This window comes from Terrabacter aerolatus, from assembly GCF_007991735.1.
GTDB lineage: Bacteria > Actinomycetota > Actinomycetes > Actinomycetales > Dermatophilaceae > Terrabacter > Terrabacter aerolatus.
This window is the reverse complement of the sequence record NZ_BJYX01000013.1, coordinates 37,113-55,437: the sequence shown is the minus strand read 5'-3', so window position 1 is coordinate 55,437 and position 18,325 is coordinate 37,113. Positions and strand designations below refer to the sequence as shown.

Sequence of the window (18,325 nt, the reverse complement as noted above, 5' to 3'; positions counted from 1 at the left end):
CCCTCGTGCACCCACGAACTCTGGGCCTCTCGACGGTGGCGGGGGTCAGTCGCGCTCGCGGTAGCCGCGCGCTCCGCGGTCGGTGAGGTTCCAGGCGTCCTCGGACTCCTCGTCGTCGTCCTCGTCGACCGTGCGCGTCATGTCGCCGGGCGTCCACCGGGCCGTCGGCACGGCCGTCGTCTCGTCGTCGGCGAGCCGCTGCTCACCGCGCTGGGCCACGAGGGCGGCGGTCCGCTGGGGAGCGGCGTCCGCCTCCTCCTCGGCGGCGTAGTGCGCCGAGACCTCGGGGGGCTCGATGTCGACGGGCGGCGCGGCATACGGCTCGGCGGCCTCGATGATCCCGGCGAGGTCGTCGTCGTCGACGGGCTCGTTCGGGTGCGGCACGTCGTCGCCGCGCAGCAGCGCGAGGGTCTGCTCGAGGTCGTCCGGGCGCACGAGGACGTCGCGGGCCTTGGAGCCCTCGCTCGGTCCGACGACGCCGCGCGACTCGAGCAGGTCCATGAGGCGGCCGGCCTTGGCGAAGCCGACGCGCAGCTTGCGCTGGAGCATCGAGGTCGAGCCGAACTGCGTCGTGACGACGAGCTCGGTCGCCTGCAGCAGCACGTCGAGGTCGTCGCCGATGTCGTCGTCGATCTGCTTCTTCGGCGCCGCGACGGTGACGTCCTCGACGTAGTTGGGCTTGAGCTGGGTCGTCACGAACTTGACGACCTCGTGGATCTCGGACTCGTTGACCCAGGCGCCCTGCACACGCATCGGCTTGCTCGCCCCCATGGGCAGGAAGAGCGCGTCACCCTGGCCGATGAGCTTCTCGGCACCCGGCTGGTCGAGCACGACCCGGGAGTCCGCGAGGGAGCTCGTCGCGAAGGCCATGCGCGAGGGCACGTTGGCCTTGATGAGGCCCGTGACGACGTCGACCGAGGGCCGCTGCGTCGCCAGCACGAGGTGGATGCCCGCGGCGCGGGCGAGCTGGGTGATGCGGACCACCGACTCCTCGACGTCGCGCGGGGCGACCATCATGAGGTCGGCGAGCTCGTCGACGACGACGAGCAGGTACGGGTAGGTCGTCAGCTGGCGCTCGGAGCCCGGCAGGGGCTTGACCTTGCCCGCGCGGACCGCCTTGTTGAAGTCGTCGACGTGCTTGAAGCCGAACGCGGCGAGGTCGTCGTAGCGCTGGTCCATCTCCTTGACGACCCAGGCGAGGGCCTCGGCGGCCTTCTTGGGGTTGGTGATGATCGGGGTGATGAGGTGCGGGATGCCTTCGTATGCCGTGAGCTCGACGCGCTTGGGATCCACGAGGATGAGGCGCACCTCCTCCGGCGTCGAGCGCATGAGGATCGAGGTGATCATCGAGTTGACGAAGCTCGACTTGCCCGAGCCCGTGGCGCCGGCGACGAGCAGGTGGGGCATCTTCGCGAGGTTGGCGATGACGTAGGCGCCCTCGACGTCCTTGCCGACGCCCATGACCATCGGGTGCTCGTTGGCACGCGCCGTGTTGCTGCGCAGCACGTCACCGAGCGAGACGTTCTCGCGGTCGAGGTTGGGGATCTCGATGCCGATCGCGGACTTGCCGGGGATCGGGCTGAGGATGCGCACGTCGGCCGAGGCGACGGCATACGCGATGTTCTTCGACAGCGCGGTGACGCGCTCGACCTTGGTGCCCGAGCCCAGCTCGACCTCGTAGCGGGTGACCGTCGGGCCACGCGTGAAGCCGGTCACGGCGGCGTCGATGTCGAACTGGTCGAAGACGTTGGTCAGCGACTCGACGACGCGGTCGTTGGTCTCGCTGCGCGTCTTGTGCGGGGGTCCCGGCGTCAGCATCCCGGGGTCGGGCAGTCGGTAGGTGATGTCGCCGCCGAGGCTCAGCTGCTCGACGCGGGCGGGGAGGTCCGACATGGGCGGCGGGATGAGTTCGGCCTTGGGCCCGACCTTGCTCGTGTCGGGGGCACCGAGCGTCTTCGGGTCGGTCGCGTCGATGACCTTCTCGGTCTTCTCGCCGCCGGGTCGGGGGACGACGAGCCCGGGAGGCGTCGGACGCTTCTCACCCGGTCGTGGACGTGACCCGGTCTCGTCCTCCAGCGCCTTCTGCGCGGCCTGCCGGAACGCCTCGTCGCCGTCCCGGTCGGCAAGGTCGACGGGCTTGCGACGAGCCCGCTTGACCGCTGCGGCCGGTGCGTCGTCGGGCTCGCCCGCGTCGTGGTCGTCGTAGGCCTCGTGGCCGCGGTCGATGACGAGGGACCGCAGCTGGCGCATCCGGGTCGGGATCATGTTGACCGGCGTGGCGGTGATGACGAGCAGGCCGAAGAGCCCGAGCAGGATGAGCAGCGCGAGGGCGCCGTACGTCGAGACGGCGGCGGCGAGCGGGCTCGACGCGAGGAAGCCGAGGATGCCGCCGGCGGCGCGCATGCCGTCGGCGCCGTCGGGCGGGTTGGGGATGCCGTCGGCGAGGTGCGCGAGTCCGCACGCCGCGAAGGTCAGCGCGATGGTGCCGACGACGATGCGGTTGGTGGCGGCGTCGTCCTGGGGGGCGCGCAGCATGCGCAGGCCGAGGGCCAGCAGGACGAGCGGGACGGCATACGCGACGCGGCCGAACGTGCCGGCGAAGACGGCGTGCACGACCTGGCCGAAGGTGCCCGAGACACCCCACCACTCACGGGCCGCGACGACGACCGCCAGGGCGATGAGGGCGAAGCCGAGGCCGTCACGCTTGTGCTCCGGCTCGAGGTCCGCGGCACTGTGCCCGACGCGGCGCACCGCTCCCCCGGCCATGTGCGAGACGCCCATCCACGTGTTGCGCATCGCCCCCAGAGGGAACGGGAGTCCACCACCGCGGGCCTTGGACGGCGTCCGCGAGCCGGACTTGGCCGCCGGCTTGCGGGCCGCGGGCTTGCGCTGCGCGGGCCGGGTCGACCGGGCTGCGGGAGGGCGCGACGTGGCGCTCGTCGAGGACCCCTTGGCGCGGGTGGCCGCGGAGGTGCTCGAGCGCTGGGTGCTGGACGGACGTGACGCCATGCTCGCACCGTACGTCAACGCACCGGTGAACTCACGCGTCACACGCGCACCACGACCGATGGGTCTGTGGGGATCTCGCCCTCCGGGAGGCACGCGGGACCGCCGAGCCACACCCCTCGCCCCGCCCTCCGTCTCAGATCGCGACACCCGGAGACCGACCGGTGGACAGTCGCGGACGGGCTCCCCTATCGTCCTCGACAGGTCATGAGTGCCAGTGACAAGCCCCGGCTCGCTGGCCAGCAACCCTCCTCCGCGGTGGGGTGCTCCGGGTGACGACCGGGCCGCCCTCGGTCCGAACGCGTCATCGAGGTCGGCAAGCGCGGACCCGCACCGGGTGGGTCCCTTGACCCAGGAGCACTGGCATGTCGGTCCTTTCCTCGACCCGTCCCTCGAGCCGTCCCTCGACCCGTCCGGCGGCGCACGTCTCGGCGCACCCCTCGAACCGCCCCCCGGCCAGCCCGGACGCCTCACCGTCCGCCTCGCTCTGTGGCGGCTCCTCGGCCCCGGCCGTCCGCACCCGGGCGCTGCACGTCGTACCCGAGGGGCGTGAGCTGCCCGCCGTCGTCGGCGCGGGACTGCACGTGCCCACGCTCCGCGGCGACACGGCATACGCCAACCTCGACCACGCGGCGTCGACGCCCGCGCTCGAGACGGTCAAGGCGGCGGTCGACCGCGCGCTGGAGACCTACTCGTCCGTGCACCGCGGCGCCGGCTTCGCCTCGCGCCTGACGAGCGCGTGGTACGAGCAGGCACGGCACGAGGTGGCGGCCTTCGTCGGCGCGCGCGAGGACGACACGGTCGTCTTCACCCGCACGACCACCGACTCGTGGTCGCTGCTGAGCAAGGCCCTGCCGAGCCGCACCACCGTCTTCGTCTTCGACACCGAGCACCACTCGACCCTGCTGCCGTGGGGACGTTTCCGCACGGTGCGCCTCCCCGTCCCGCAGACGCTCGAGGACGCCCACGCGCTCCTCGAGGAGGCCCTGGTCGACCACCCGTCGCGCCACCGTCTCGTCGTCGTCGCGGCGGCCTCGAACGTCACGGGCGAGGTGTGGCCGGTCGAGCGCTTCGCGGCCCTCGCGCACGAGCACGGCGCGCGGATCGCCGTCGACGCCGCCCAGCTCTCGGCTCACCGCACCATCGACCTCGCCGCCTGGGACGCCGACTACGTCGCCTTCTCGGGCCACAAGACGTATGCCCCCTACGGCACCGGCGTCCTCGCCGGGCGCTCCGACTGGCTCGACTCGGGCAACCCCTACCTGCTGGGCGGCGGAGCGACGCGCTCGGTCACCGAGGACGGCACGACGTGGGCGACCGGACCGGCCCGCCACGAGGGCGGCAGCCCCAACGTCATCGGTGCCATCGCCCTGGCGGCCGCCTGCGCGACGATCAACCGCCACCGCGACGCCATCGAGGAGCACGAGACGCTCCTGCTCGAGCGCCTGCGCGCCGGGCTCGACGAGGTGCCGGGTGTCGAGGTCCTCTCGATCTTCGGGGACGACAGCGACCGTGTCGGCGTCGTCGCCTTCACGGTCGACGGTTGGGACTCCTCGCTCGTCTCGCAGGTCCTGTCCGTCGAGCACGGCATCGGCGTCCGCGACGGCAAGTTCTGCGCCCACCTGCTCGTCGACGAGCTGCTCGAGGACCCGTGGGGCGAGCGCGCCTCCACGGCGGTCCGCGCGAGCATCGGCCTCGGCAGCACCCTCGAGGGCGTCGAGCGTCTCGTCGCCGCCGTCGCGCGGCTCGTGGAGCGCGGCACCGACGCGACGTGGACGCTCACCGACAGCGGCTGGACGGTCGAGGGCACCGACCCCCGGGACGTCGAGGTCGAGCGCCCCTGGTGACCCCGCCCGCGCGCTGGGTCCGTCGCCTCCTGCTCAGCGGGCCGGCAGGTGGTAGCTCGCCCAGACCGCCGCGTGGTCGGCACGGTTGAACGCGACCTGCCCGGCCTCGACGACCGTCAGGCCGCGGCTCAGCAGGTGGTCCAGCTGGACGAACGCCGGCAGGCGGTGGCCCGCGAAGGGCCACGTGCGCACCCAGCCCTGGCCGTCGGTGCGCTGGGCGTCGTCGAGGCCGTCGGCGAGGTCACGGAAGCCCGGGTGGCCGAAGCCCGCGTTGAAGTCGCCGGCCATGACGAGCGGCTCGTCGCCGTCGAGCCGCTCCTTCCACGTCTGGAGCGCCCGAAGACCGGCACGCCACTCGGCGGTGTCGCCCTGCAGGGGCGCCGTCGGGTGGGCGACCTTGAGGCGGACCGTGCCGTTGGGCACCGTCACGTCGAGCTCCGGCTGGATGCTCCGGGTGCCCTCGACGGCGGGGTCCGTGCCGAGGCTGCGGACCGAGAGCGGGTAGCGCGAGAGCACCATGGTGCCGGTGTACGTCTCGGATCGCGCGACGCCCTCCCGGTGGTTGAAGTAGTCGGTGGCTCCCTCGGAGTCGAGCCTGCGCACGAACTCGGGCGTCGCCTCGGTGACGACGAGCACGTCGACGGAGTGGAAGCGCACGGCGTCCATCAGCTGCGCGGCGTTGGCCGAGCCGATCCACACGTTGGCCGACATGACGGTGAGGTCGCGGTCGGCCTTGGGCGACGTCGACGCCCGGAAGGCCGGCGCCGCCACCGCGGACGCGACGACGAGCACGGCGACGACCGGAACCAGCATCCACCACCGGCGCAGCAGGAGGGTGGCGACGGCGAGCAGCCCGAGGCCCACGACGACGAAGGGACCCGCCGTCTGGAGCACCACGACGACGTATGCCGTCGAGTCCCACCACCGGAGCGCACCGACCGCGCCCAGGCCGACCAGGACCACACCGATGGCGACGTCGAGCCACCGGCGGGCCGGCACACGGCGTCGTGCCGCCTCCCGGGCCGGCGCGGCCTGCTCGTTGTCCTCGACGTCCGTCGCGGCGAGGTCGTCACCGGGCCGGCCGGTGCCCTTCTCGACCTCGTGCACCGTCACCTCAGGCCTGCAGCACGACCGGGATGATCATGGGGCGGCGGCGGATCTTGCCGCCGACCCACGATCCGACGGCCCGGCGGATGACCTGCTGGAGCTGCTGGTCGTCGCGGACGCCCTTGGCGACGGCCTCCTCGATGGCGCGCTCGACCTTGGGGATGACCTGCTGGAAGATCTCGTCGTCCTCGACGAACCCGCGGGCCGTGATCTCCGGCCCGCTCGCGATCTTGCCGGTGGCTGCGTCGAGGACGACGACGCAGGTGATGAAACCCTCGTCGCGCAGGATCCGGCGGTCCTTGAGCAGCGCCTCGTCGGCACCGCCCACGCTGCTGCCGTCGACGTAGACGTAGCCGCACTCGACGACCCCGACGACCCGGGCCACGCCGTCCACGAGGTCGACGACGACGCCGTCCTCGGCGAGCACGACGTTCTCCTCCGGCACGCCGGACTGGATCGCGAGCTGGGCGTTGGCGTACATGTGGCGCCACTCGCCGTGGACGGGCAGGACGTTGCCGGGCTTGACGATGTTGTAGCAGTAGAGCAGCTCGCCCGCGCTGGCGTGCCCCGAGACGTGCACCTTGGCGTTGCCCTTGTGCACGACGTTGGCACCGAGCCGCATGAGGCCGTTGATGATGCGGTAGACGGCGTTCTCGTTGCCGGGGATGAGGCTGCTCGCGAGCAGCACGGTGTCGCCGGGGCCGACGTCGATCCGGTGCTCGCGGTTGGCCATCCGCGACAGCGCAGCCATCGGCTCGCCCTGGGAGCCGGTGCAGATGAGGACGAGCTCGTCGTCGCGCAGCCCGTCGATCTTCTTGATGTCGACGAGGATGCCGTCGGGCACCCTGAGGTAGCCGAGGTCGGCGGCGATGCCCATGTTGCGCACCATCGAGCGGCCCACCATGGCGACCTTGCGCCCGGCCTTCTCGGCGGCGTCGAGCACCTGTTGCACCCGGTGGACGTGGCTGCTGAAGCAGGCGACGATGATCCGGCGCTCGGCGTGCCGGAAGACCTTGTCGATGGCCGGCGCGATCTCGAGCTCGGGCGTCGTGAAGCCGGGGACGTCGGCGTTCGTCGAGTCGGTGAGGAAGAGGTCGACACCCTCCTCGCCGAGCCGGGCGAAGGCGCGCAGGTCGGTGAGGCGACCGTCGAGCGGCAGCTGGTCCATCTTGAAGTCACCGGTGTGCAGCAGCGTGCCTGCCTCGGTGCGCACGAAGACGGCGAGCGCGTCGGGGATCGAGTGGTTGACCGCGACGAACTCGAGGTCGAAGACGCCGAGCTTCTCGCGCTGGCCCTCCTTGACGGCCATGGAGTACGGCCGGATGCGGTGCTCCTTGAGCTTGGCCTCGATGAGGGCGAGGGTCAGCGTGGAGCCGATGAGCGGGATGTCGCCCTTGAGCTTGAGCAGGTAGGGCACCGCGCCGATGTGGTCCTCGTGGCCGTGCGTCAGCACGATGGCGACGATGTCGTCGAGCCGGTCGGCGATGTAGCTGAAGTCCGGGAGGATGAGGTCGACGCCGGGGTGGTGGTCCTCGGGGAAGAGCACGCCGCAGTCGATGACGAGGAGCTTGCCCTTCGTCTCGAGGACGGCCATGTTGCGCCCGACCTCGCCGAGCCCGCCGAGCGCGACGACCCGCAGGCCGTTGTCGGGAAGGGCTGGTGGCGTGGTCAGCTCGGGGTGGGGATGGCTCACAGGTGTCCTGTCATTCGGTGGTGCTGCCGGGCCGTCGTGGGCTCCGGTCACTGGTCAGGGGGCGGTCATCCGACCGCCGAGAGTGCTTCGCGGAGCAGGGCCGTCTCGGCGTCGTCGGCCTCGACGAGCGGCAGGCGCAGGGTCGGGGACCCGATGACGCCCTGGAGCGCGAGGCCGGCCTTGGCCATGATCGCGCCCTGCGTGACGTTCATGACGGCGTTGACGAGCGGGACGAGCCGGTGGTGCACGGCGCGTGCGTCGTCCCAGCGGCCCTCGACCACGGCGTCGGCCATCTCGCGGTAGGCCACCGGGGCCACCTGAGAGGTGACGCCGACGAAACCGACCGCGCCGTTGACGAAGTGCGCGAGGTTCATCGCGTCGTCGCCGGAGTACCAGTCCAGCCCCGTCTGCTCCATCATCTCGCCGGCGAACCAGAGGTCACCACGCGCGTCCTTGACGGCTGTGATGCGCTCGTGCTCGGCGATGCGGAGGTAGGTCTCGCGCGCGATGGCGATGCCGGACCGGCCGGGGATGTCGTAGACCATGACGGGCAGGTCGCTCGCGTCGGCGATCGCCCGGAAGTGCGCGACGAGGCCGGCCTGCGGAGGCTTGTTGTAGTAGGGCGTCACCGCCAGGACGGCGTGGGCACCGGCCTTCTGGGCCAGGCGCACCGACTCGACGCTCTTGGCGGTGTCGTTGCTGCCGGCACCGGCGATGACGACGCACCGCTCCCCCACGGCGTCGATGACGGCGCGGAGCAGCTCGTCCTTCTCCTCGGAGGAGGTCGTCGGCGACTCGCCGGTGGTCCCCGAGACGACGAGGCCGTCGTGGCCTGCGTCGACGAGGTGGGTCGCGACGCGCTGAGCGGCGTCGAGGTCGATGGAACCGTCAGACCTCATGGGGGTGACCATCGCCGAGAGAACACGTCCGAGGGCGGGTGCGTCAGCCATGGGCCCAAGGTTAGCGCTCACACCTGCCCGCCCGACGCCACGCCCACGCCCGCCGCACGCGCCACCTCGCCACGAGCACGAGAGAGGCGAGGCACTACTCGCTCGGGGGTCCGAGTAGTGCCTCGCCACCCCCTACATCGGTCGGGTCGGCGAGGCGTCACAGCCCGATCCGACCTTCTTTCCCGAAGAGAACGTATGCCGCGTCAGCCGCGTCGCTCGTAGGTGACCCAGGCGAAGCCGGAGCGCTCCTCTCGCGCCGTCTCGGCCCAGTCCGCGGCATCGATCGGGGGGAAGGTGACGGAGCCTTCCGGGGACTGATCGACCTCGGTGACGAGGAGGCGGGCGGCATACGCCATCGCCTGGCGGTAGATCTCTCCCCCGCCGACGACGAAGACCTGCTCGTCGTCCGCGACGAGCGCGAGCGCGTCGGGCAGGGAGTGCGCGACCTCGACCCCGGGCGCACTCCAGTCGGCCTGCCGGGTCACGACGACGCTGCGACGGCCGGGCAGCGCGCCCATGGAGTCGAAGGTCCGGCGGCCCATGACCATCGGGTGACCCATCGTGGTGCGCTTGAAGAACTTCAGGTCCTCGGAGATGTGCCACGGCATCGTCAGGCCGTCGCCGATGATCCCGTTGCGCCCGACGGCAGCGATCAGGGTGACGTTCGGCAGCACGGTGGTCATGGCGCCAAGGCTCCCAGACGTCCGGCCTCAGACGGCGATGGGGGCCTTGATGCCGGGGTCGGCGACGTAGTCGACCAGCTCGAAGTCCTCGAGGTCGAAGTCGTCGATCGCCTTCTTGTCGGGGTTGATCCGCATCGTCGGGAGCGGGTGCGGCGTGCGGGTCAGCTGGAGACGGGCCTGGTCGAGGTGGTTGAGGTAGAGGTGGGCGTCGCCGAGCGTGTGCACGAACTCCCCCGGCTCGAGGTCGGTCAGCTGCGCCACCATCTGCGTGAGCAGGGCGTAGCTGGCGATGTTGAACGGCACGCCGAGGAAGATGTCGGCGCTGCGCTGGTAGAGCTGGCACGACAGGCGCCGCCGGCCGTCGGCTCCGGGGGGCGAGACGTAGAACTGGAACATCGTGTGGCAGGGCGGCAGCGCCATGTCGTCGACGTCGGCGACGTTCCACGCCGAGACGATGAGCCGGCGGCTGTCGGGGTTGGTGCGGATCTGCTCGATGACCTTGGCGATCTGGTCGACGCGCCGGCCGTCGGGGGTGGGCCAGGACCGCCACTGGTAGCCGTAGATGGGACCGAGGTCGCCCGTGGCGGGGTCGGCCCACTCGTCCCAGATGCTGATGCCGCGCTCCTGGAGCCAGCGCACGTTGGTGTCACCGCGCAGGAACCACAGCAGCTCGCCGATGATCGAGCGCAGGTGCAGCTTCTTCGTCGTCAGGGCCGGGAAGCCGTCGGCGAGGTCGAAGCGCATTTGGTGGCCGAACACGCTGAGCGTCCCGGTGCCGGTCCGGTCGGACTTCTCCTGACCGTGGGTCAGGACGTGGTCGAGGAGGTCGAGGTACTGACGCACGCTCCGCAGCCTAACCCTGCCCCCCGACCCCACGACCACATGCCGCCGCCGACGCACCGCGCTGTGTGCACCGCTCGGGGTCAGGACCCCGATTCATGCACACACCAGCCCCGCGAGACTCCCACCTGTGCACGGTGGGAGCGGTACAGCGCAGCTGGTCGGCAGCATGGTCACGTGCTGGCCGACCGCGTTCTGGAGGAGTCACCGCGTCTCCGAGCCAGGGTGTCCGGTCAGGCGGGGCTCATCAGCCGCGGGCAGGCCCTGGCGGCAGGCATCGGCGACGAGGCCATCCGGTGGGCCGTCGCGTCCGGTCGATGGGTCGCCGTGCATCCGGGGGTCTACCTCACGACCCCGGGCCGGGACGACTGGGAGGTCCGGGCCGTGGCGGCCTTGCTCTTCGTCGGGCGCCCCGCTGCCCTCGCCGGACCGAGCGCTGCCCTGGCCTGGGGGCTGGAACGGCGCGAGCCTGAGTCGGTCCACGTCATCGTCCCGGCCGGTCGGCGGGCCAGCATCCGCGACGGCATACAGGTCACGCGGTCGAGGCGCTTCGACGAACGTCTCGACGACTGGGCGTGGCCGCACCGGACCACAGTCGAGCACACCGTTCTCGACCTCGGCATGCGCTCACCGCTCGATCGGGTGCTGGCCCTCGCCGCTCGCGCGTGCCAACGGCGCCTCACGGACGAGGGCCGTCTCGCGGAGGCCCTCGCGGCTCGACCGGACCAGACGCACCGCGCCCTGCTCCGCGAGTGCCTCACCGACGTGGGCGCCGGCGCCGAGAGCGCCGCCGAGGTGCGCTACATCCGCGACGTCGAGCGCGCCCACGGTCTGCCGCTCGCCCTCCGGCAGCACCACATCGGCTCGGGCCGTCGCTGCGACAACCTCTACGAGGCGGAGCAGGTCGTGCTCGAGGTGGACGGGAGGCTCGGGCACGACGGATGGGCCGCGCGGGTCCGCGACGGCATACGCGATCGAGGCTCGGCGCGGCTGGGGCGGGTCACCGTGCGGGTGTTCTGGACAGACGTGGCCGTCACTCCTTGCGCGCTGGCAGCGGAGGTCGGCGACCTCCTGCGCGTGCGCGGTTGGCGAGGGTCGGTGAAGCCGTGCCGCAGACGGCGGTGCTCCTCGACGCTGTCAGCTGCGGCCTGACCCGGTGCCGTGTGCAGTCAGCGGTGCCTGAACGACGCCTAATGCACACAGCGAGGTGGTCCCGAGGGTCAGGCGTCGTAGTCGAGGCTGACGGCGTCGGTCACCGGGTGGCTCTGGCACGCGAGCACGATGCCGGCCGCGACCTCCTCGGGCTCGAGCGCGTAGTTGCGGTCCATCCGCACCTCACCCGACACGAGCCTGGCCCGGCAGGTGCCGCAGACTCCCCCGGTGCACGAGTAGGGCGCGTCGGGCCGGGCGCGCAGGGTCGCGTCGAGGATCGTCTCCTCGCGACTCGGCATGGGGATGACCGTCGTGCGCCCGTCGAGGTTGACGGTGACGGTGGCCTCGGGCGGTGCGCCGGCGTCGACGACGACCTTGCGCCTGGGCTCGGTCCCGTCGTCGACGTGGAAGATCTCGTGGTGGATGTGCCGGGCATCGACGCCGCGGCCCGTGAGCAGCGCCTCGGCACCGGTCACCATGGCGAACGGCCCGCAGAGGTACCACTCGTCGACCGACCCGACCGGCAGCAGCGAGCCGAAGATCGCCGCGAGCCGCTCGGAGTCGAGCCGGCCGTGGAACAGCTCGACGTCCTGGGCCTCGCGCGAGAGCACGTTGACGAGGTGGAAACGCCCCGGGAAGCGGTTCTTGAGGTCCTCGAGCTCCTCGAGGAACATGATCGAGCTCGTGCGGCGGTTGCCGAAGAGCAGCGTCGCGCGCGAGCCCGGCTCCTCCTCGAGCGCCGTCGTCAGGAGCGAGAGGACGGGCGTGATGCCCGATCCCGCGGCGATCGCGACGTGATGGCGTATGCCGTCGGGCCGGGTCGCGCACGTGAACGACCCCTGGGGGGTCATGACCTCGACGACGTCCCCCGGGGACACGCCGTCGTTGAGCCAGTTCGACATCCGCCCCTCCGGCACGCGGGCGGCTGCAACGCGGAGCCGGCGCCCCGCGGGGTCGGCCCGGCGCGACTGGCAGATCGAGTAGGACTGGCGCACGTCCTCGCCGCGGATGGTGGCCCGGAGCGTCAGGTGCTGGCCCGGCTCGAAGGCGAACTCGTCGACGAGCTCATCCGGCACGGTGAAGGTCACGGCGACGGCGTCCTCGGTCAGGCGCTCGACCGACGAGACGGTGAGCGGATGGAAGCGCGCACGGTGTCGGGCACCGCCGGTCCCGGCCGACCCGGTCCCGGACGACCCGGTCCCGGACGACCCGGTCCCGGACGACCCGGTCTCGGCTGATCCGGTCGCAGGGACGGAGGCCGGAGCGGGCACTGCGCCGGGGGTGGTGACGTCGGTCATGTCAGATGGCCTTGAACTCGTCGAAGGGCTCGAGGCACGCGTTGCAGCGACGCAGGGCCTTGCACGCGGTCGAGCCGAAATGGGCGATCTCGGTGGTGTCGGTGGAGCCGCAGAGCGGACAGGTGACGACGTGGCGGCTGAGCGTCACGGCCACCGGGCCCTTCCCCTCCCCCGTCGGCACGGCCCCCGGGGGCGCGATCCCGAAGCGCCGCAGGGCTTCTCGTCCAGCGTCGCTCATCCAGTCCGTGGTCCACGCCGGCGACAGCTGTGTGCGCACGTCGGCGGCATACCCCTGGCGGCCTGCCTCGAAGACGATGCGCGACGCGATGGCCTCCATGGCAGGGCACCCGCTGTAGGTCGGGGTGATCGTCACCGCGACGGTGTGCGCCTGCTCGTCGACGTCGACGTCCCGCAGGATGCCGAGGTCGGCGATGCTGATGACGGGGACCTCGGGGTCGGGGATGCGCGAGATCGCCTCTGCGAGAGCTGAACCCACGGCCACCACAGTCACCACGTCGCGCCGGGATGGGACCGCGCGATGTGCTGCATCTCGGCCAGGAGCGAGCCCATGGGCCGCGAGTGGATGCCCGCACGACCTCCTCGCGAGCGCCACCGGGAGCCGTCGGGAAGGGTCAGCGTCGCCTGCTCGACGACGCGTGCGACCCGGGCCACGACCGCGTCGTGCAGGGTCGAGGGCAGCACCCCGACCTCGAGGTCGGCCGCGAGCACCGAGGCCTCGTCGTGGTCGAAGAGCTCGGCCAGGTGCGGCAGCACGTGTTCGAGGGCTGCCTGCATGCGCCGGTGGGACTCCTCGGTGCCGTCCCCGAGTCGCACGACCCAGAGTGACGCGTGGTCGAGGTGGTAGCGCACCTCCTTGAGCGCCTTGCCCGCGACGCCGGCGACGACATCGTCGGCGGATGCGGTCAGGGCCGTGTGCAGCTCGACCTGGTAGGCCGAGAACCACAGGAGCCGGGCCATCTCGTCGGCGAAGTCGCCCCGCTCCTGCTCGACGAGGTGGACGTTGTGCCACCGCCGCTCGTCGCGCAGCATGGCGTAGTCGTCCTCGCCGCGGCCGGTGCCGTCGATCGAGCCGATGTAGGGGTAGAGGCCGCGCGCCTGACCGAGCAGGTCGAGGGCGATGTTGCCGAGCGCCATGTCCTCCTCGATCTGGGGGGCGTTCGTCATCCACTCACCGAGGCGCTGGGCGTAGACCATCGCGTCGTCGGCGAGGCCGAGGAGGTAGGTGGCGTACGGCTTGGCGCCCGGGGCGGCGCCGGTGTTCTCGGCGGCGCCGGGCAGCGACTCGCGCTCGGCGGACTCCGAGGCCGAGGGGGCCGCTGAGGTCACGTGGTCGCTCACAGGTACTCGACATCCTCGGGCACGTCGTAGAACGTCGGGTGCCGGTAGATCTTGTCGCCGGCCGGGTCGAAGAAGGAGTCCTTCTCGGACGGGCTGCTCGCCGTGACGTCGTCGGCCTTGACGACCCAGATCGAGACACCCTCCTGACGACGGGTGTAGACGTCGCGGGCGTTGCGCAGCGCCAGCTCGGCGTCGGGCGCGTGGAGCGAGCCGACGTGCACGTGCGACAGGCCGCGCTTGCCCCGGACGAAGACCTCCCAGAGCGGCCAGCTCCGCTCCCCCGGTGCGGCCGGGGCAGGCTCGGACGGCGCCCCGGCACTCGTGGACGCGGTGGTGGCTCCGCTCACGCGGCACTCTCCTTCTGCTGCTGCTGCTGCTCGCGGGTGGCCTGCTTGGCGGCGTACGCGTTGGCGGCCTCGCGCACCCACGCGCCCTCCTCGTGGGCCCGGCGTCGGTGGGCGATGCGCTCGGCGTTGCAGGCGCCGTCGCCGCGCAGCACCCGCCAGAACTCGTCCCAGTCGACCTCGCCGAAGTCGTAGTGGCCGCGCTCGGGGTTCCAGCGCAGGTCGGGGTCGGGCAGCACGATGCCGAGCTTCTCGGCCTGCGGCACCATCATGTCGACGAACTTCTGGCGGAGGTCGTCGTTGCTGAACCGCTTGATGCCCCACGCCATCGACTGCGCGGTGTGGCCACCCTTGGCGGCCTCGCCCGTGTCGGGCGGTCCGAACATCGCGAGCGCCGGCCACCACCAGCGGTCGGCGGCGTCCTGGGCCATGGCCCTCTGGGACTCGGTGCCGCGCATGAGGTTCCAGAGGATCTCGAACCCCTGCCGCTGGTGGAAGGACTCCTCCTTGCACACGCGGATCATGGCCCGGGCGTACGGGCCGTAGGAGCACCGGCAGAGCGGCACCTGGTTCATGATGGCCGCACCGTCGACGAGCCAGCCGATGGCTCCGCAGTCGGCCCACGTCAGCGTCGGGTAGTTGAAGATCGAGGAGTACTTCTGCTTGCCGTCGTGGAGCCGGTCGAGCAGCTCCTGCCGGTCGATGCCGAGCGTCTCGGCCGCGGAGTAGAGGTAGAGCCCGTGGCCGGCCTCGTCCTGGACCTTCGCGATGAGGATGGCCTTGCGGCGCAGCGAGGGCGCCCGCGTGATCCAGTTGCCCTCGGGCTGCATGCCGATGATCTCGGAGTGCGCGTGCTGGGCGATCTGGCGGATCAGCGTCTCGCGGTAGGTGTCCGGCATCGCGTCGCGCGGCTCGATGCGCTGGTCGGCGGCGATGAGGGCCTCGAAGTCATCCCCGACGGCGTCCCGCTGGTCCTCGTGCGCCGTCGCCGCGTCGTACGCGTCGGTCTCGGCCGCGTTCAGCGGTTCGTTCGGGTCGATGACGTCGTTGCCATACATGAGTCCAGTATGCGAGATGCGGCCGGGGGCGTCCAAAGCCGGGGTGCTCGGGGGCGTCGGCGAGTGTCCGGGGGCGAGCTCCGGCCTGAGAGGATGCCGTGGTGGCACACGAGGACGAGAACGCACACGGGCACGACCACGGGCACGACCACGGGCACGAGCGCGGGCCGGTCGCCGACGCGTCGGTGCGGGTCGCGCGGGCCTCCGACGCCCCCGCGGTCGGCTTCGTGCAGGCCGTCGTCTTCCGGGAGGCGTATGCCGCGGTGCTCGCTCCCGAGGTCCTCGCCACCTTCGAGCCGCGGGCGTTCGCGAACGCCTGGCGCGCGACGCTCGAGGGCGACCAGTCCGGCGACGGCGTGCTGCTCGTGGCCTGCGCCGGTGAGCAGGTCGTCGGGTTCGCCGCCGTCGGGGCCTCGGACGACGCCGACGCGCACGCCGGCACGGCCGAGCTGCTCGTGCTCGGGGTGCACCCGGACGCCCGCCGCCAGGGCCACGGGTCACGCCTGCTGCACGCCGTGGTCGACACGACGCGCGGTCGCGGCCGGTCCGAGCTCGCAGCCTGGGTGCTCGCAGCCGACGAGGCCACCAGGGGCTTCCTCACCGCCGCCGGCATGCTCGCCGACGGCGCGCACCGCGAGCGGGTCGTGTCCCAGGACGGCAACACCACCGGTGAGATCCGCCTGTCGGCGGCCGTCGTCGACAGCGAGGGCGCGGAGCAGGCGTGAGCCCGGCGGGAGCTGCCGCCGCCTCGGGGGCCCGCCGCGCCGTCGTGCGCCAGGCCCTGTCGGTGGGAGTCGCCACCGGCGCCTACGGCATCAGCTTCGGTGCGCTGGCCGTCGCGGCCGGGCTCGACACGTGGCAGGCGATGGCGCTGTCGCTGCTGATGTTCACCGGCGGTTCGCAGTTCGCCTTCGTCGGCATCATCGCGAACGGCCTCCACGCCGCGCCTGCAGCGATCGCGGCCTCGTCGATGCTCGGCATCCGCAACGGGCTCTACGCCCTCGAGCTGACCCACCTGCTCGGCGCGCGCGGGCCCGTCCGGGTCGCGGCAGCCCACCTGACCATCGACGAGTCGACCGCCGTGGCCGTGGCCCAGGACGACGAGCGCACCTCCCGGCTGGGTTTCTGGGTCACCGGCCTGACCGTCTTCGTGCTGTGGAACCTCACGACGCTCGCCGGGGCCCTCATCGGCAACCTCATCGGCGACCCGCGCACCTATGGTCTCGACGCGGCCGCCTGCGCCGCGTTCACCGCCCTGCTCTGGCCGCGACTGCGCAACCGGGACGCGGTCGCCATCGCGGTCGTGGGCGCCGTCGTGGCCATCGTGCTGTCACCGACGTTGCCACCCGGCATACCCGTCGTGACGGCCGCCGCGGCATCGCTGCTCGCGTGGCACACTCCCCGGCGGGAGCAGCCGTGAGCCTGTGGACCGCCATCCTCGTCGCAGCCGCGATCGCCTTCGGCCTCAAGCTCGCCGGACACCTCGTGCCCGCTCACCTGCTCGACGCCCCGCGCGTCCGCCGGATCACGGCCGCCCTGCCCATCGCACTGCTCGCAGCCCTCGTCGCGACGCAGGCCTTCACGGGTCCCGGCGGCTCGTTCGTGCTCGACGCCCGGGCAGCCGCCGTCGCCGTCGCCGTCGTCGCGCTCCTGCTCCGCGCGCCGTTCATCGTCGTCGTCGTGCTGGGCGCCGCCACGGCGGCCGTCCTGCGCGCGCTGGGCTGGGCCTGATCCGGTGGCCGACGCCGACGACGTGCGCCGACTGGCCCTCGCGCTGCCCGGGGTGGAGGAGAACCCGAGCCAGGGCTTCGACTTCCGGGTCGGCGACAAGGGCTTCATCTGGTCCTGGCCCGAGCGGGTGCCGGGGCAGAGACGCGTCATCCGGACCGACGTCGCCGTGCTCTACGTCGGCGACGAGGCCGAGAAGCAGGCGCTGCTCCTCGGTGAGCCCGACCTCTTCTTCACGACGCCGGGCTATGACGGCGCCCCGCTCGTCATGCTGCGGCTCGAGAGCGTCGACACCACTCGGCTCGAGGAGCTCGTGACGGACGCCTGGCGCATGCGTGCTCCCGAGGAGCAGCCAGGCCCCTGAGGCAGATCAGGCGTGGGCGTCGCAGACCGGCTGGAGCGGACGCCCGGGCAGGTCCTCGCGGTTGTGCAGGCGACTCGTCGGCGTGCCGCACACGTGGCACGCGGCCAGGTGCACGGCCTCGTCGGTGAAGGGCACGGCCATCCGTTCGTCGAAGACGTAGAGGTGGCCCTCCCACAGGCCGCGGTCACCGCGCTCCTCGCCGTAGCGCACGATGCCCCCGTCCAGCTGGTAGACCTCCTCGAAGCCGCGCGAGCGCATGATGCTGGTCAGCACCTCGCACCGGATGCCGCCCGTGCAGTAGGTGACGACGGGGCGGCCCTTGAGCGCGTCCCACCGGCCGGCGTCGAGCTCGCGCACGAAGTCGCTCGTGTGCCCGATGTCGGGCACGACCGCGCCGCGGAAGTGCCCCACCTGCGCCTCGACGGCGTTGCGTCCGTCGAAGAGCACGACGTCGTCCCCGCGCTCGGCCACGAGGGCGTCGAGCTCGTCGGGACGCAGCCGGGTGCCGCCGCCGACGACACCGCTCTCGTCGACGACGATCTCGTCGGGCACCCCGAACGAGACGATCTCGTCGCGGACCTTGACCACGAGACGCGGGAAGTCGAGGCTGCGCCCGGCGCCGTCGAGCCCGGTCCCGTCACTCCACTTCACGTCGATGTCGTGGAAGGGGGCGTACTCGCGGGTCTTGCGCACGTAGGTCTTGAGCACGGTCACGTCGCCGCCGACCGTCGCGTTGATCCCGTGCGGGGACAGCAGGATCCGACCGCGCAGCCCGAGGCCCTCGCAGAGGTCACGCTGCCACAGTCGGAGCGCGTCGGGGTCGGCGAGCGGCCGGAACGCGTAGAAGAGGACGACCTTGGGGATGGCCACGGCAGGCTCGTTCAGCAGGATCGTTC

General features: G+C 72.0%; 18 protein-coding genes and 1 riboswitch. Of the genes, 6 read left to right on the top strand and 12 right to left on the bottom strand.

The features are described 5' to 3' along the window. Nucleotides 1-45: 45 nt before the first annotated feature. On the bottom strand, nt 46-3,009 hold the full coding sequence (locus TAE01_RS12825; protein ID WP_246111323.1) for an FtsK/SpoIIIE family DNA translocase: 2,964 nt from the start codon (nt 3,007-3,009) through the stop codon (nt 46-48). Nucleotides 3,010-3,209: 200 nt separating this feature from the next. Further along, a riboswitch (SAM riboswitch) is annotated at nt 3,210-3,335 on the top strand. 36 nt (nt 3,336-3,371) lie between these two features. On the opposite strand from TAE01_RS12825, the gene TAE01_RS12820 reads away from it, so the two are divergent. Further along, nucleotides 3,372-4,853 carry an aminotransferase class V-fold PLP-dependent enzyme gene (locus TAE01_RS12820; protein ID WP_147067040.1) on the top strand — a complete coding sequence of 494 codons (1,482 nt, stop codon included), beginning with the start codon at nt 3,372-3,374 and terminating at the stop codon, nt 4,851-4,853. Nucleotides 4,854-4,886: 33 nt separating this feature from the next. On the opposite strand, the gene TAE01_RS12815 is transcribed toward TAE01_RS12820, so the two are convergent. The 5 genes from TAE01_RS12815 to TAE01_RS12795 all read right to left on the bottom strand — a co-directional run bounded on the left by TAE01_RS12815 (nt 4,887) and on the right by TAE01_RS12795 (nt 10,129). Continuing rightward, a complete protein-coding gene (locus tag TAE01_RS12815) occupies nt 4,887-5,966 on the bottom strand; it encodes an endonuclease/exonuclease/phosphatase family protein (RefSeq protein WP_147067038.1) in 1,080 nt (359 codons plus the stop codon). A gap of 1 nt (nt 5,967) precedes the next feature. After that, nucleotides 5,968-7,653: a ribonuclease J gene (locus tag TAE01_RS12810; protein ID WP_147067036.1), complete on the bottom strand. Its 1,686-nt coding sequence runs from the start codon at nt 7,651-7,653 to the stop codon at nt 5,968-5,970. Nucleotides 7,654-7,718: 65 nt separating this feature from the next. Further along, the gene (gene dapA, locus TAE01_RS12805; protein WP_147067034.1) at nt 7,719-8,603 is read right to left on the bottom strand and encodes a 4-hydroxy-tetrahydrodipicolinate synthase; all 885 of its coding nucleotides are present in this window, start codon (nt 8,601-8,603) and stop codon (nt 7,719-7,721) included. 203 nt (nt 8,604-8,806) lie between these two features. After that, complete coding sequence (locus TAE01_RS12800) at nt 8,807-9,286, bottom strand: dihydrofolate reductase (protein WP_147067032.1); 480 nt, start codon at nt 9,284-9,286, stop codon at nt 8,807-8,809. Between the two features lie 27 nt (nt 9,287-9,313). Beyond that, entirely contained in the window at nt 9,314-10,129 is an 816-nt protein-coding gene (locus TAE01_RS12795) for a thymidylate synthase (RefSeq protein ID WP_147067030.1), read from the bottom strand. Between the two features lie 174 nt (nt 10,130-10,303). On the opposite strand from TAE01_RS12795, the gene TAE01_RS12790 reads away from it, so the two are divergent. Continuing rightward, nucleotides 10,304-11,278 carry a type IV toxin-antitoxin system AbiEi family antitoxin domain-containing protein gene (locus tag TAE01_RS12790; RefSeq protein ID WP_186815189.1) on the top strand — a complete coding sequence of 325 codons (975 nt, stop codon included), beginning with the start codon at nt 10,304-10,306 and terminating at the stop codon, nt 11,276-11,278. A 68-nt stretch (nt 11,279-11,346) separates the two neighbouring features. Here TAE01_RS12790 and paaE read toward each other — a convergent pair whose 3' ends face one another. Genes paaE through paaA form a run of 5 tightly spaced genes read right to left on the bottom strand, consistent with a single transcriptional unit; the run spans nt 11,347 to nt 15,337 of the window. After that, the gene (paaE, locus tag TAE01_RS12785; protein ID WP_246111322.1) at nt 11,347-12,576 is read right to left on the bottom strand and encodes a 1,2-phenylacetyl-CoA epoxidase subunit PaaE; all 1,230 of its coding nucleotides are present in this window, start codon (nt 12,574-12,576) and stop codon (nt 11,347-11,349) included. A 1-nt stretch (nt 12,577) separates the two neighbouring features. Further along, a complete protein-coding gene (gene paaD / locus TAE01_RS12780) occupies nt 12,578-13,072 on the bottom strand; it encodes a 1,2-phenylacetyl-CoA epoxidase subunit PaaD (protein ID WP_371860835.1) in 495 nt (164 codons plus the stop codon). An 11-nt stretch (nt 13,073-13,083) separates the two neighbouring features. Beyond that, a complete protein-coding gene (paaC, locus tag TAE01_RS12775) occupies nt 13,084-13,935 on the bottom strand; it encodes a 1,2-phenylacetyl-CoA epoxidase subunit PaaC (protein WP_147067024.1) in 852 nt (283 codons plus the stop codon). After that, nucleotides 13,932-14,282, bottom strand: a complete 351-nt coding sequence (gene paaB, locus TAE01_RS12770) for a 1,2-phenylacetyl-CoA epoxidase subunit PaaB (RefSeq protein ID WP_147067022.1) — start codon at nt 14,280-14,282, stop codon at nt 13,932-13,934. Before paaB ends, paaC begins: the two co-directional genes overlap by 4 nt. Beyond that, complete coding sequence (gene paaA / locus TAE01_RS12765) at nt 14,279-15,337, bottom strand: 1,2-phenylacetyl-CoA epoxidase subunit PaaA (protein WP_147067020.1); 1,059 nt, start codon at nt 15,335-15,337, stop codon at nt 14,279-14,281. The genes paaB and paaA overlap by 4 nt, the downstream gene beginning before the upstream one ends. A 101-nt stretch (nt 15,338-15,438) precedes the next feature. Between paaA and TAE01_RS12760 the strand changes: the two genes are divergently transcribed. The 4 genes from TAE01_RS12760 to TAE01_RS12745 are packed head-to-tail and all read left to right on the top strand — an operon-like array spanning nt 15,439 to nt 17,429. Continuing rightward, complete coding sequence (locus TAE01_RS12760; protein ID WP_147067018.1) at nt 15,439-16,062, top strand: GNAT family N-acetyltransferase; 624 nt, start codon at nt 15,439-15,441, stop codon at nt 16,060-16,062. Beyond that, entirely contained in the window at nt 16,059-16,757 is a 699-nt protein-coding gene (locus TAE01_RS12755; protein ID WP_147067017.1) for an AzlC family ABC transporter permease, read from the top strand. The genes TAE01_RS12760 and TAE01_RS12755 overlap by 4 nt, the downstream gene beginning before the upstream one ends. Further along, nucleotides 16,754-17,068, top strand: a complete 315-nt coding sequence (locus tag TAE01_RS12750) for an AzlD domain-containing protein (protein WP_147067015.1) — start codon at nt 16,754-16,756, stop codon at nt 17,066-17,068. Before TAE01_RS12755 ends, TAE01_RS12750 begins: the two co-directional genes overlap by 4 nt. Nucleotides 17,069-17,072: 4 nt before the next feature. Continuing rightward, complete coding sequence (locus tag TAE01_RS12745; protein WP_147067013.1) at nt 17,073-17,429, top strand: MmcQ/YjbR family DNA-binding protein; 357 nt, start codon at nt 17,073-17,075, stop codon at nt 17,427-17,429. Between the two features lie 6 nt (nt 17,430-17,435). On the opposite strand, the gene trhO is transcribed toward TAE01_RS12745, so the two are convergent. Beyond that, on the bottom strand, nt 17,436-18,299 hold the full coding sequence (trhO, locus tag TAE01_RS12740; RefSeq protein WP_147067010.1) for an oxygen-dependent tRNA uridine(34) hydroxylase TrhO: 864 nt from the start codon (nt 18,297-18,299) through the stop codon (nt 17,436-17,438). Nucleotides 18,300-18,325: the final 26 nt, after the last annotated feature.